Raw genomic sequence first — 12146 nt, forward strand, 5'->3', positions numbered from 1 at the left:
ATATAAATTTATGCTTTCGGGGGCCGTTTCTTTTTTTTATAATGCACCGGCATTCCACCACGCTACCAATCATGTGCGGGGGGGGGGGCGCCGCCACGCGCGCGCTCGCCGAAATCCTGGCGACGGCCTTGCCCTCGCCATGGGCCTATATCGCCACGGCGCAACCCTATGATGACGAGATGCGCGAGCGCATCGCGCTGCACCGCTCGCGGCGCGGCGAAGGCTGGACGACCATCGACGCACCGCTCGATCTCGCCGGTGCGCTCAAGGCCTTGCCGGACGACCAGCCGGTGCTTGTCGACTGCCTGACGCTGTGGCTGACCAACCATATGCTGGCCGATCACGATCTCGAGCTTGAATGCCGTCGGCTGGCGGACGTGCTGTCGCGGCCGCGCGGGTCCTGGTTCGTGGTCTCCAATGAAGTTGGCCAGGGTATCGTGCCGGACAATGCATTGGCGCGCCGCTTTCGCGATGCCGCCGGCCGCCTCAACCAGCAGGTGGCCGCTATCGCCGATACGGTGCTGTTGATGGTGGCGGGATTTCCGCTCAAGGTGAAATGACATGACCGACATCGACGATAGGGACGAAGAACGCCACCGCGCCAAAATGGCCAAGCGCAAGGCGGTGCAGGATGCCGAGGTGGCGAGCAAGACGGTCGAGAAGGGACTGCTGATCGTCAACACCGGCCCGGGCAAGGGCAAGACCACGGCCGCCTTCGGCCTGGCGCTGCGGATGCTCGGCTACGGCAAGCGCGTCGGCGTCGTCCAGTTCATCAAGGGCAAGTGGCATACCGGCGAGAAGGACGCCTTCGCCGTCTTCGGCGACCGCGTCGTCTGGCACGCGATGGGCGAGGGCTTCACCTGGGAAACGCAGGATCTGAAGCGCGACATCGCCGCGGCCGAAGCGGCATGGACCAAGGTGCTCGAACTGATGACCGACCCGTCGATCAGCCTGCTGGTGCTTGACGAACTGAATATCGCGCTGCGCTATGATTATCTCGATCTCGATAAGGTGGTTGCGGCGCTGAAAGCCCGGCGCGAGGGCCTGCATGTCGTCGTCACCGGCCGCAATGCCAAGCCGGCGCTGGTCGAGGCGGCCGATCTTGTCACCGAGATGGGCGTAACCAAGCATCATTTTTCCGCGGGCGTTAAGGCGCAGCAGGGGATTGAGTTCTGATCCTTTCTTACCCTCCCCTTGTGGGGGTGAGCAGCCGGTTCGCGTCAGCGAATTCAGCGCGCCGGTGGCGCGCTGAAAGGCCGGCGAACGCCGGGACGCTGCCGCAGGCAGCGGGGACCCGGCCTGCACGACCGCCCTCCGCTATGGCTCCGTGCGTTCGGCGTTCGAAAACCAAATCGTTGGCTTTTCGCCAGCCTTCGGCTGGACACGCCTCACCCCCACAAGGGGGGAGGGTGAAGTAGATCACACCATAATGACAATGATCGAAACCAGCCCGAACAGCGCGATCAGGAGGGTGTCGGCGACGCGATAGAGTTTCAGCGCCTGCCTTATGTCGGTGCTGTCGGCTTCGCGCCGTCCGCCTCCACCCATGAAGACGTCATCGACCAAGACGCCGCCGTAGCTGCGCGGCCCGGCGAGTGCGAGACCAAGCGCGCCGGCCATCGCCGCCTCCGGCCAGCCGGCATTGGGCGAGCGGTGCTTTTTCGCGTCGCGCCACACCGCGTGCCAGGCACCGCGGGGATCGGCGCCTTTGACCAGGAACGCCGCCAGCACGATCAGCGCTGCCGTCAGCCGTGACGCCGGCAGGTTGATCCAATCGTCGAAGCGCGCCGCCGCCCAGCCGAACGCCTCGTGGCGCGGGGTGCGGTGACCGATCATCGAATCGGCGGTGTTGGCGGCCTTGTAGGCGGCGCCGCCGGCGAGGCCGCCGATTCCGGTCCAGAAAGCGGGAGCGACGATGCCATCGGAAAAATTCTCGGCCAAGCTCTCGATCGCAGCGCGGCTGACACCGGCGCTGTCCAGCGTTTCGGGGTCACGGCCGACGATGCGCGAGACGGCAACGCGGCCCAAAGCGAGGCCTCCGGTGTCGAGCGCGTCGGCCACCGCCTCGACATGCTCGTAAAGGCTCTTCTGCGACAGAAGCGAGGTTGCCAGAAGGGCAGTGATGATGAGCCCCATGGGAACGAACCAGAGCAGGATCTGCATGCCGAGGCCGATTATCGCCGGTACCAGCACGATGACCAGAAGCGCCTGGACACCGCGCTTGCGACGCAGTGCGTCGGGATCAGTGGCGTGGTTGAGCCTGAGGTCGAGAAAGGATATCAGCCTGCCGAACCACGTCACCGGATGGCCGATGGCGCGAAACAGCCAGTCGGGGTAACCGAGGGCGAATTCGACGGCTAATGACAGGAAAGCGATCAGGACTGACATGAAGCTTCTTGAAGGAGCGGTGGACCATGGTGGAAGTCTTGGCCGGGCGAGGGCGCTTTTCCCCAACGCTTCGCGGCCTTTCGTCGACCTCTCGACCGGTATCAATCCGCACTCCTACCCGCTTTTCGACCTGCCCGCCACCTCGCTGTCGCGATTGCCGGAAGCCGCGCGCACGCGTGACTTGGTAGAGATCGCGGCCAGCACCTATGGCGCGCCGTCGCCAGCCAATGTCGCGGCGGCACCGGGCACGCAGATCCTGTTGCCGCGCGTCGCATCGCTGATCGCGCCCGGCAAGGCGCTGGTGCTGGGGCCGACCTATGCCGAACATGCCCGCGCTGCGGCGATCACCGGGCACAAGGTGGTGGAGGTCAACGATTTCGAAGCGCTGGCGGACGCCGACCTTGCCATTGTCGTCAATCCGAACAATCCGGATGGACGCATCGTCGAGCGCGACCGTTTGCTGGCGCTGGCCGCCGGACTGCGCGCCAGGGGCGGGCTGCTGGTCGTCGACGAGGCGTTCATGGATGTCGGCCCGCGCGAACATAGCCTTGCTGGCGATGTCGGGCAGGGTGGTATCGTCGTCTTGCGTTCGTTCGGCAAGTTTTTCGGCCTGGCCGGGCTGCGGCTCGGGTTCGCACTTTCCGATTCGGCGACGGTCGAACGGCTGGAGACGCAGTTCGGGCCATGGGCCGTCGCCGGCCCGGCGCTGGAATACGGCATCCGCGCGCTTGCCGATATCGGCTGGCAGGACGCGATGCGGGCATTCCTTGCGGCTGCATCGGCGCGGCTCGATGCACTGTTCGGCCGCTTCGGCATTCCCGTCGCGGGCGGCACCACACTGTACCGTTTCCTCCGCCTGCCGGATGCCGCCGATCTGTTTTCCGCACTTGGCGAGCGCGGCATCCTGCTTCGGCATTTCGCCGACCGGCCGCATGTCCTGCGCGCCGGCCTACCGGGGAGTCAGGATGAATGGCGGCGGCTCGAATCCGCCCTTGCCGATTGGGCGGCGCGGCGCCAGGATCAATTGAAGGATTCAAAACAATGATCCATGTCTGCTCGCTGGCAAAGATCGAGGAAACGGTGGCCAGGACCGGCGCCGACCGCATGCTGTCGCTGCTTGCCGCCGGAACGGAGGTGGTCCGGCCGGCCTCGATCTCTAGGGAAAACCATCTGCATCTGGTCATGCACGACATTGCGGTGGCGCAAGACGGCATGACCATGCCGGGCGAGGATCATGTCCGCAACCTGCTCGATTTCGCGCGCCGATGGGACCGGGCAAGGCCGATGGTCGTGCATTGCTACGCCGGCATCAGCCGCTCGACCGCCTCTGCCTACATTATCGCGGCAGCACTGGCGCCGAAACGCGACGAGGCCGAACTGGCTCGGACGCTGCGGGCGCTGTCCCCATCGGCGACACCCAATCCGCGACTGATTGCGGTGGCCGACACGCTGCTTGATCGCAACGGCCGCATGGTCGCGGCGATCGAATCGATCGGGCGTGGTGCGGATGCCTTTGAAGGCACGCCTTTCGCGCTCAAGATTGATCTCTAGCTATTACAGCCAGTCGGCGAGTTTCGCCTTGCGCACATCCCGCAGCAGGCTGATGAAACCATCGGCCTGATATTCTGCCGTCAGCCGGCCTTTTTCCGATGTCGCGATGCTGGCGTCGCCGACCACGCCGTTCGGGTTGAGATCCCCAGCGATCCAGGCGAAGGCGTGGGTGCCGGTGTGGCGCAGCAGCGAGAATTCCTTCTCGGCCTTGGCGACACTGGAAATGAAATTATCGGCCTTGCCCATGTCGACGAGGTCCGGTCGGAAATGCAGCATCAGCGAGGTCTCGACATCGCCGCCATGGATGCCGTGGCGGTCCTCGAGTTCGGTGTACATGCCGGCCGGGCGGCCGAAACGCTGCCAGCTGGTCTTCACCGCCAGCATCTTCTCGCGCACGCGCAATTCGCGCGTGACGATGCCCATGATCTCTTCGTTGCCGCCATGCGAATTGACGACGATCAGCTTGCGTACGCCGGCGCGCGCGATCGACAGGCCAAGCTCAGTCCAGGCATCGACCAATGTCGTTGCCGGCAACGTGAGGGTGCCCGGCGCGTGAAGATGCTCGTTCGACTTGCCCACCGCCTGCACCGGCAGGATGCGGATGTCGAGATCGTCGGGCAGGCGCGAAATGACCGTGTCGAGCATGCCGTTCATGATCGAGCTGTCGGTCGAAACCGGCAGATGCGGTCCATGCTGCTCGATCGCCGCCAGCGGCAGCACGGCGATCGTCGCCTCCGGATCGATCGAGGCGTATTCGGTGGTCCGGTAGTCGCCCCACCACACGCGTCTTTTTGCAACGGTCATGCCACGCCTCTTCAATGGATGAGTCAGACCTAGCGCGGGAAGGATGGCCTGTCGATCACCCCGCCGCGATCGCCTCTACCTCGACCTTGAATTCGGGCCGCGCGAATCCGGAGACGATCATCAGCGTCGAGGCCGGCGCGGGGTTCGAAAACAGCCGGTCGCGGACATCCATGTAGGGCCGCAGATGTGCGCGGTCGGTGACATAGGCGTTGATGCGCACGATGTCCCCGAGACCCAGTCCGGCCTCGCCGAGCACCGCTTCGATGTTGCGGAAACAGAGCTCGGCCTGTGCCCCGGCGTCTTCCGGGATCTCGTCGTCCGCCGTAATGGCAACCTGGCCCGAGCACAGTACCAACCGCTTGCCGGCCGGCACTTCGACGCCATGGCTGTAGCGGGCAAAGGGCGGCTTGATCGACTTCGGGGTGTGGAATTTGAACATGGCAATCTCCTGGATGCCGCCAGCCTAAGGCCTGACCCGTCACACCTTCAAGATGGCGGTGCATGTTCCCGGGGCGATTGTGGACAGGCGTTCAAAAAATAGGCACGATGCCTCTGGTGCAGCACGACCTTGTCCGGCTTTCGCAGATGGCTGTGGTGCAAGCGGGCGGTCCCGGCGCGAGGGGCTGGTGGCATATGTCTTGCTTCTTGAATCTTGGTGTCGAGCCTGGCGCGTGGCGCGCCAGAGCAAACAAAGGGTGGTGTCGATGTACGGAAAACAGAAGATTTCGGCGGCGGTGGTGGCTCTGCTTGCAGCCGGCACGCTGAGTGCCGCTGCGAATGAAAAAGTCACCTTCGGCACCAACTGGTTGGCCGAGCCGGAACATGGCGGATATTATCAGGCCGTGGCGGACGGCACCTATGCCGCCTGCGGCCTCGACGCCACCATCATGCAGGGCGGTCCGCAGGTCAGCGGCCGGCCGATGCTGCTGGCCGGCAAGATCGATTTCTACATGGGCGGCAATCTGCTGTCGGCTTTCGATGCCGTCCAGCAAGGCATTCCGATGCGCGTGGTGGCAGCGGACTTCCAGAAGGATCCGCAGGTCATCATGTCCCACCCCGGCGAGGGGCTCGACAAATGGGAGGATTTGAAGAACGCCGAGCAGTACATATTGGGCGACGAGGGCGTGCAGACCTTCTTCCAGTGGATGGTCATCGAGCTCGGCTTCGATGCCTCGAAGCGCGCGCCCTACACCTACAACACCGCTCCATTCCTCGCCAACAAGAAGTCGATCCAGCAGGGCTACGTCACCTCCGAGCCGTTCGCGGTCAAGAAGGAAGGCGGCTTCGTGCCGAACCAGTTCCTGCTTGCCGACTATGGCTGGGATACCTACTCGACGACGATCGAAGTGATGCAAGACACGATCGACAAGAAGCCGGAGGTGGTCCAGTGCTTCGTCGATGGTTCGGCCAAGGGCTGGTACAAATATCTCTACGGCGACAACAAGGCCGCCAACGACATGATCAAGAAAGACAATCCCGACATGAGCGACGACCAGATCGCGTTCTCGATCGAGCAGATGAAGAAGTTCGGCCTGGCCGATTCCGGCGACACGGAAAAGCTCGGCATCGGCGCAATGACCGACGCGCGGGTCCAGAGCTTCTACGACAAGATGGTCAAGGCCAAGGTCACGCCAGCCGGCATCGACATCAAGAAGGCCTACACGCTGACCTTCGTCAACAAGGGCGTCGGGCTCGAGCTGAAGAAGTAGGCCGTCCCGGCATGATGCAGGAAAAAGTGGCGCCAGCGCCGTCTGCGTCGGATACAGCCCCGACGCTTCTGGCGCTGCGTGGCGTCGGCAAGGTGTTTTCCAACGGCGTGACGGCGCTGAGCGATGTCGACCTGACGATCAGGGAAGGCGATTTCCTCAGTCTGCTCGGGCCGTCGGGCTGCGGCAAGTCGACGGCGTTGCGGTTAATCGCGGGCCTGTCGACGCCGACCTCCGGCGTGCTCGATTGGCGCGGCGGCGGCGCGCTTGACCGCTCGAACATCGGCTTCGTCTTCCAGGAGCCGACGCTTTTGCCCTGGGCAAACGTCTTCGACAATGTCTGGCTGCCGCTTCGGCTGAAGGGCATCAGCCGTGCCAAGGCCACGCCAGTGGTGACGGAAATGCTGGCGCGGGTGCACCTGACCGGTTTCGAGAACGCGGTGCCGCGCGAACTGTCCGGCGGCATGAAGATGCGCGTCTCGATCGCGCGCGCCATGGTGAACAAGCCGCGCGTGCTGCTGATGGACGAGCCGTTCGCGGCACTCGACGAGATCACTCGCTTCAAGCTCAACAACGATCTGCTGGAGCTGTGGCAAGACGAACGCTTCACCGTCGTGTTCGTCACCCACAGCGTCTTCGAAAGCGTCTTTCTCTCCAACCGCGTCGTCCTCATGGCAGCACGGCCGGGCAGGGTGTTCGACGAACTCGCGATCGAGGCCAGCTATCCGCGCGACGAGGCGTTTCGCACCTCGCCCGACTATGCGGCACTGTGCCGTCAGGCCTCCGATGTGCTGGTCAAGGCCATCAACTCAACAGCAGGCACACACCATGACGGCCATTGACGAGCAGGTGCTCGAACTCGACCCCGAGGAAGCACGCCGGGTGCGCCAGGAACGCTTCGAGCGGATCGGCCGCTGGGTGCTGCCGCTGGCGATCATGATCCTGGCGATCTGGCTGTGGGACCGCATCTGCGTATGGAACCAGATTCCGCAGTACATCCTGCCGCGTCCCGGCGTGGTTCTGTGGACGCTCTATAACGACGCCGGCCTGCTGTTCTCCTCGCTGCTGGTCACCTTGCGCATCACCTTCCTCAGCCTGGCTTTGGCCGTCATCGGCGGGGTCGGGCTGGCGGTGCTGTTCGCGCAGTCGAAATGGGTCGAGATGTCGTTCTTCCCGTTCGCGATCGTGCTGCAAGTGACGCCGATCGTGGCGATCTTTCCGCTGATCAACATCTATGTGAACGACCAGACGACCAAGCTATTGCTATGCGCCTGGATCGTCGCCTTCTTCCCGATCCTGTCCAACACCACGCTCGGTCTCAACTCCGTCGACCGCAATCTGCGCGACATGTTCAAGCTCAATGGTGCGACGCGCTGGCAGCAGTTGCGCTATCTCAGGCTGCCGGCGGCGATGCCCTATTTCCTCGGCGGGTTGAAGATCGCCGGCGGCCTGTCGCTGATCGGCGCCGTGGTGGCAGAATTCGTCGCAGGTACCACCGGCCAGTCGTCTGGCCTTGCCTCGCGCATCATCGAGGCCGGCTACCGGCTCAACGCGCCGCGGTTGTTCGCGGCGCTGTTCTTGATCTCGCTCACCGGCATCCTGATCTTCCTGGTGCTGTCGCTGATTTCGCATCTTATTTTGCGGCGCTGGCACGAAAGCGCACTGAAGCAGGAGCGCTAGGGTCTTGATTCCCAACACAGGGTCATACCGGCTCGCCAACGTCCGGCTTCACGCGTCCCTGACACCGGGCCTTGGTGCTGCCTTTGATGGCGATGGCTTCGCGCTCGCCGACATCACTGTGGCCGACGGCAAGATCGCCGGCATTGCCGCGCATCGTCGTGCAGAAGTGTTGGCCGGTACCATCGATCTTGGCGGCCGCATCGTGCTGCCCTGTTTCGTCGATTGCCATACGCATATCGACAAGGGCCATATCTGGCCGCGAAAGCCCAATCCCGACGGCACCTTCATGGGTGCGCTGAATGCCGCCGGCGCCGATCGTGTGGCACGCTGGAGCGCCGAGGACGTGGCGCGCCGCATGGATTTTTCGCTGCGCTCGGCCTACGCGCATGGCACCAGGGCGCTGCGCACCCACATTGACAGCGTTGCACCGCAGGAGGAGATCTCCTGGCCGGTGTTCGAGACGATGCGCGAGGCCTGGCGTGGCCGCATCGAATTGCAAGGCGCCTGCCTGCTTGGCATCGAGGGGGTGCGCGACAAAAAATGGTTCGACAGGCTGGCAAAACGGGTTGCGGCCGCGAAGGGCGTGCTCGGTGTCGTCACCTATATGGTGCCGGACCTCGAAGAACTGCTCGACCATGTCTTCGCGCAGGCCATCAAGCATGGCCTCGATCTCGATTTCCATGCCGACGAGACCGACGATATTGCCGCCATATCGCTGAAGAAGATCGCCGAGGCCGCTCTCTGGAACGGCTTCGAAGGCAATATCCTTGTCGGCCATTGCTGTTCGCTGGCGCGCCAGCCCGACCTCGATGTGCTCGAGACGCTGGACAAGGTGGCGAAAGCCGGGCTCGCCGTCGTCTCGCTGCCGATGTGCAATCTCTATTTGCAGGACCGGCGCGGCGATGGCACCACGCCGCGCTGGCGTGGCGTGACGCTGCTGCACGAGATGAAGGCGAGGGGTATTCCGGTCGCGGTCGCTTCCGACAACACGCGCGATCCGTTCTATGCCTATGGGGATCTCGACATGCTGGAGGTCTACCGCATGGCGACACGCATCCTGCATTTCGATCACCCGGTTGCCGACTGGCCGCAAGCTGTCACCGCAACGCCGGCCAAAGTGATGCGGCTCGATGGCTTCGGCACGCTGGCCGCCGGCGGCGATGCCGATTTCATCGTGTTCAAAGGTCGAAGCTGGACGGAATTGCTGTCGCGGCCCGAATCGGATCGCATCGTCGTGCGCGGCGGCAAGGCGATCGACCGGCAATTGCCCGACTACGCCGAACTCGACGAACTGATGGTGGAATGATGGACGTTTCGGCGCTCAAACGCGATCTCGAAGGCCTGAAGGTCGACGACAATCCGGCCATCGTCCAGCAGAAGAGCCGCGATTTCTATTGGTACAGCCCGGTGCTGAAGCAGCAGCTCGATCATGTCACTGGCGATTTGATCGTGACGCCGAAGAACGAGGCCGAACTGGTCCGCGTGCTTGCCGCCTGTCACCGGCATGGCGTGCCGGTGACGCCACGCGGCAGCGGCACCGGCAATTACGGCCAGGCGATGCCGCTTTCGGGCGGCGTCGTGCTCAACCTCGCCGAAATGAACGAGATCAAATCGATCGCGCCGGGGCGCGTGGTGACAGGTCCCGGTGCCATTCTGGCCGATATCGACAAGGCAACGCGGGCGCATTCCGGGCAGGAGTTGCGGCTGTCGCCGTCCACCTACAACACGGCCTCGATCGGCGGCTTCATCGCCGGCGGCTCGGGTGGTGTCGGCTCGATCAATTTCGGTGGCCTGCGGGACTTCGGCAACGTGCTTCGACTGCGCGTGGTGACCATGGAGGCAGAACCGAAAGCGCTCGAGCTCACCGGTGAGGATCTGCACAAGGTCACACACGCCTATGGCACCAACGGCATTATCACCGAAGTCGAAATGCCGCTGACGGCTGCCTACGACTGGGTCGACGTCATCATCGGTTTCGACCGTTTCATGGATGCGGCGCGCTACGGCAATGCGCTGGCGTGCCAGGACGGCATCCTGACCAAGCTCATCACGCCGATAGCGGCACCCGTGCCGCAACTCTATTTCAAGCGGCACCAGAAATTCCTGAAAGAGGGACAAAGCATCTGCGTCGTCATGGTGGCGCAGCATGGGCTGGATGCCTTCCTGGCCTTCACCCGCCGTGCCGGTGGCGAGGTGATCTTCAATGCGGCCACGGCAACGCCGGACGAGACAAAAGGCCTGCCGCCGGCCTATGAGCTGGCCTGGAACCACACGACGCTCAGGGCGCTGCGCGTCGATCCTTCGATCACCTATCTGCAATCGCTTTATCCCTTTCCCAACCAGTTGGCGCTGGTCGAGAAGATGGACGCGATGTTTCCGGGGGAGGTTTTTTCGCATCTCGAATTCGTGCGGCTGGACGGCAACATCACCTGCTTCGGCCTGCCGCTGGTCAAGTTCACCACCGAAGCGCGGCTCGACGAGATCGTGCGCCTGCATGAGGAGAACGGCTGCCCGATCTTCAACCCGCACCGCTATACGCTGGAAGAGGGCGGCATGAAGCAGACCGACGCGGTGCAGCTTGCCTTCAAGCGGGAGACTGATCCTCGAGGGTTGCTCAATCCCGGCAAGATGATCGCCTGGGAGAACCCGGATTACGATTATCGGTCGGGCCGGACTTTTTTGTTCAAGGGGCTGCAAAGGGTGTGATGAGGACAGGTTTGCGCTTGAACACCCTAGGGGATATTCCCCTGTGAACATCCTTGTCCTCTACGCCCATCCTGTCGAGACCAGCTTCAATGCCGGCCTGCACCGGATGATCATCGAGCGGTTGACGGCGGCGGGCCATACGGTCGACGACTGCGATCTCTATGCCGAGGATTTCGATCCGCGGCTGACGCGCGAGGAAAGGCTGGACTATCACAACCAGCGCGGCACCTCCGATGCGGTGGCTTCCTATGTCGAACGCCTGCTGCGCGCCGATGCGCTGGTGCTTTCCTATCCAGTCTGGAACTACGGCTTTCCGGCGATCCTCAAAGGCTTCTTCGATCGCGTCTTCTTGCCGGGCGTGTCGTTCAAGCTCGTCAACGGCAAGGTGCAGCCGTCGCTGCACAACATCCGTAAGGTCGCAGCGGTGACCACCTATGGCGGCAGTCGGTTCCGCGCCTTGCTGATGGGCGATCCGCCGCGCAAATTGATCAAGCGTATGCTGCGCGCCACCGTAAAACCGGGTGCGCCGGTGAGCTATCTCGCGCACTATGCAATGAACCTGTCTACCGACGGCACGCGCAAGGCCTTCGTGGCAAGGGTCGCAGCCAGCATGGGCGCCTTCTGATGCGCGCGCTGGTGGTCTACTGCCATCCGGTGCCCGATAGCTTCTGCGCCGCAATCCGCGATACCGCCGTGGACGTGCTGACGCGAAGAGGCTGGGAGGTGCGGCTGCTCGACCTCTATGCCGAGAAATTCGATCCGGTGATGAATTGCGACGAGCGGCGCTCCTACAATGATCAGGCGCCGCAGGACCCGGCGCTGAGGCCGCATTTCGAGCTGCTCAACTGGGCCGAAGCGATCCTGTTCGTCTATCCGACCTGGTGGTACGGGCTGCCGGCGATGCTGAAGGGCTGGCTCGACCGGGTGTGGGCGACGGACGTCGCTTTCAAGCTGCCGGCGGGCAAGGGGCGGATCAAGTCGCTGATGACGCATGTGACCAAGATCGGCGTCATCACCACCTGCGGGGCGCCGACCTGGTGGAGCGTCGTCGTCGGCCAGCCCGGACGCAAGACCCTTTTGCGCGGCATGCGGGCGCTGTGCGCGACGCGTTGCCGGACCTTTTTCCTGGCGCACTATCTGATGGATTCCTCGACGCCGCGGACAAGGGCGGCGTTTCTGGCGAAAGTGCGGGCGAAGCTGGAGCGGTTTTGAGTGGCACGACTTTCCCTTCTCCCCTTGTGGGCTAGCGTGCGCACACATTTGCTTCGTGCTGTGGTCAAGCGTGAAGAAGCGAGGCCGGAAAATGGCTTG

General features: G+C 63.5%; 14 protein-coding genes. 11 read left to right on the plus strand and 3 right to left on the minus strand.

The genetic code is table 11. The features are described 5' to 3' along the window. Nucleotides 1–71: 71 nt before the first annotated feature. On the plus strand, nucleotides 72–560 hold the full coding sequence (cobU, locus tag NKH19_RS32045) for a bifunctional adenosylcobinamide kinase/adenosylcobinamide-phosphate guanylyltransferase (protein WP_352983718.1): 489 nt from the start codon (nucleotides 72–74) through the stop codon (nucleotides 558–560). Between the two features lies 1 nt (nucleotide 561). Then, the gene (cobO, locus tag NKH19_RS32050; RefSeq protein ID WP_352873818.1) at nucleotides 562–1176 is read left to right on the plus strand and encodes a cob(I)yrinic acid a,c-diamide adenosyltransferase; all 615 of its coding nucleotides are present in this window, start codon (nucleotides 562–564) and stop codon (nucleotides 1174–1176) included. A 243-nt stretch (nucleotides 1177–1419) separates the two neighbouring features. Here the strand turns inward: cobO and cbiB are convergent, their stop codons facing one another. After that, complete coding sequence (cbiB, locus tag NKH19_RS32055) at nucleotides 1420–2388, minus strand: adenosylcobinamide-phosphate synthase CbiB (RefSeq protein ID WP_352873816.1); 969 nt, start codon at nucleotides 2386–2388, stop codon at nucleotides 1420–1422. Here cbiB and cobD point away from each other — a divergent pair. Continuing rightward, on the plus strand, nucleotides 2387–3433 hold the full coding sequence (cobD, locus tag NKH19_RS32060) for a threonine-phosphate decarboxylase CobD (protein ID WP_352873814.1): 1047 nt from the start codon (nucleotides 2387–2389) through the stop codon (nucleotides 3431–3433). The two genes, cbiB and cobD, sit on opposite strands and share 2 nt — an antisense overlap. Further along, nucleotides 3430–3939: a tyrosine phosphatase family protein gene (locus NKH19_RS32065; protein WP_352873812.1), complete on the plus strand. Its 510-nt coding sequence runs from the start codon at nucleotides 3430–3432 to the stop codon at nucleotides 3937–3939. The genes cobD and NKH19_RS32065 overlap by 4 nt, the downstream gene beginning before the upstream one ends. A gap of 3 nt (nucleotides 3940–3942) precedes the next feature. Here NKH19_RS32065 and NKH19_RS32070 read toward each other — a convergent pair whose 3' ends face one another. Then, a complete protein-coding gene (locus NKH19_RS32070; protein ID WP_352873810.1) occupies nucleotides 3943–4743 on the minus strand; it encodes a creatininase family protein in 801 nt (266 codons plus the stop codon). A gap of 55 nt (nucleotides 4744–4798) precedes the next feature. Next, a complete protein-coding gene (locus tag NKH19_RS32075; protein ID WP_352873808.1) occupies nucleotides 4799–5182 on the minus strand; it encodes a RidA family protein in 384 nt (127 codons plus the stop codon). Nucleotides 5183–5447: 265 nt separating this feature from the next. On the opposite strand from NKH19_RS32075, the gene NKH19_RS32080 reads away from it, so the two are divergent. From NKH19_RS32080 to NKH19_RS32110, 7 genes are read left to right on the plus strand one after another with little or no spacing between them, the layout of a single operon-like run. Then, a complete protein-coding gene (locus NKH19_RS32080; RefSeq protein WP_352873806.1) occupies nucleotides 5448–6452 on the plus strand; it encodes an ABC transporter substrate-binding protein in 1005 nt (334 codons plus the stop codon). 11 nt (nucleotides 6453–6463) lie between these two features. After that, the gene (locus tag NKH19_RS32085) at nucleotides 6464–7291 is read left to right on the plus strand and encodes an ABC transporter ATP-binding protein (protein ID WP_352873804.1); all 828 of its coding nucleotides are present in this window, start codon (nucleotides 6464–6466) and stop codon (nucleotides 7289–7291) included. Continuing rightward, nucleotides 7278–8129 carry an ABC transporter permease gene (locus tag NKH19_RS32090; protein ID WP_352873802.1) on the plus strand — a complete coding sequence of 284 codons (852 nt, stop codon included), beginning with the start codon at nucleotides 7278–7280 and terminating at the stop codon, nucleotides 8127–8129. Before NKH19_RS32085 ends, NKH19_RS32090 begins: the two co-directional genes overlap by 14 nt. 4 nt (nucleotides 8130–8133) lie before the next feature. Further along, complete coding sequence (locus NKH19_RS32095; RefSeq protein WP_352873800.1) at nucleotides 8134–9435, plus strand: cytosine deaminase; 1302 nt, start codon at nucleotides 8134–8136, stop codon at nucleotides 9433–9435. Continuing rightward, nucleotides 9435–10835, plus strand: coding sequence for an FAD-binding oxidoreductase (locus tag NKH19_RS32100; RefSeq protein WP_352873820.1), 1401 nt, complete (start codon nucleotides 9435–9437; stop codon nucleotides 10833–10835). The genes NKH19_RS32095 and NKH19_RS32100 overlap by 1 nt, the downstream gene beginning before the upstream one ends. A gap of 43 nt (nucleotides 10836–10878) precedes the next feature. Then, on the plus strand, nucleotides 10879–11460 hold the full coding sequence (locus NKH19_RS32105) for an NAD(P)H-dependent oxidoreductase (RefSeq protein ID WP_352873798.1): 582 nt from the start codon (nucleotides 10879–10881) through the stop codon (nucleotides 11458–11460). After that, nucleotides 11460–12047 carry an NAD(P)H-dependent oxidoreductase gene (locus NKH19_RS32110; protein ID WP_352873796.1) on the plus strand — a complete coding sequence of 196 codons (588 nt, stop codon included), beginning with the start codon at nucleotides 11460–11462 and terminating at the stop codon, nucleotides 12045–12047. Before NKH19_RS32105 ends, NKH19_RS32110 begins: the two co-directional genes overlap by 1 nt. The last annotated feature ends 99 nt before the right edge of the window (nucleotides 12048–12146 follow it).

It is taken from the genome of Mesorhizobium sp. M1338, from assembly GCF_040318045.1.
GTDB lineage: Bacteria > Pseudomonadota > Alphaproteobacteria > Rhizobiales > Rhizobiaceae > Mesorhizobium.

Bases quoted from the DNA above. Each gene is read 5' to 3' on its own strand.
- cobU (WP_352983718.1), top strand. From the start codon at position 72: ATGTGCGGGGGGGGGGGCGCCGCCACGCGCGCGCTCGCCGAAATCCTG.
- cobO (WP_352873818.1), top strand. From the start codon at position 562: ATGACCGACATCGACGATAGGGACGAAGAACGCCACCGCGCCAAAATG.
- cobD (WP_352873814.1), top strand. From the start codon at position 2,387: ATGAAGCTTCTTGAAGGAGCGGTGGACCATGGTGGAAGTCTTGGCCGG.
- cbiB (WP_352873816.1), bottom strand. From the start codon at position 2,388: ATGTCAGTCCTGATCGCTTTCCTGTCATTAGCCGTCGAATTCGCCCTC.
- NKH19_RS32065 (WP_352873812.1), top strand. From the start codon at position 3,430: ATGATCCATGTCTGCTCGCTGGCAAAGATCGAGGAAACGGTGGCCAGG.
- NKH19_RS32070 (WP_352873810.1), bottom strand. From the start codon at position 4,743: ATGACCGTTGCAAAAAGACGCGTGTGGTGGGGCGACTACCGGACCACC.
- NKH19_RS32075 (WP_352873808.1), bottom strand. From the start codon at position 5,182: ATGTTCAAATTCCACACCCCGAAGTCGATCAAGCCGCCCTTTGCCCGC.
- NKH19_RS32080 (WP_352873806.1), top strand. From the start codon at position 5,448: ATGTACGGAAAACAGAAGATTTCGGCGGCGGTGGTGGCTCTGCTTGCA.
- NKH19_RS32085 (WP_352873804.1), top strand. From the start codon at position 6,464: ATGATGCAGGAAAAAGTGGCGCCAGCGCCGTCTGCGTCGGATACAGCC.
- NKH19_RS32090 (WP_352873802.1), top strand. From the start codon at position 7,278: ATGACGGCCATTGACGAGCAGGTGCTCGAACTCGACCCCGAGGAAGCA.
- NKH19_RS32100 (WP_352873820.1), top strand. From the start codon at position 9,435: ATGGACGTTTCGGCGCTCAAACGCGATCTCGAAGGCCTGAAGGTCGAC.
- NKH19_RS32110 (WP_352873796.1), top strand. From the start codon at position 11,460: ATGCGCGCGCTGGTGGTCTACTGCCATCCGGTGCCCGATAGCTTCTGC.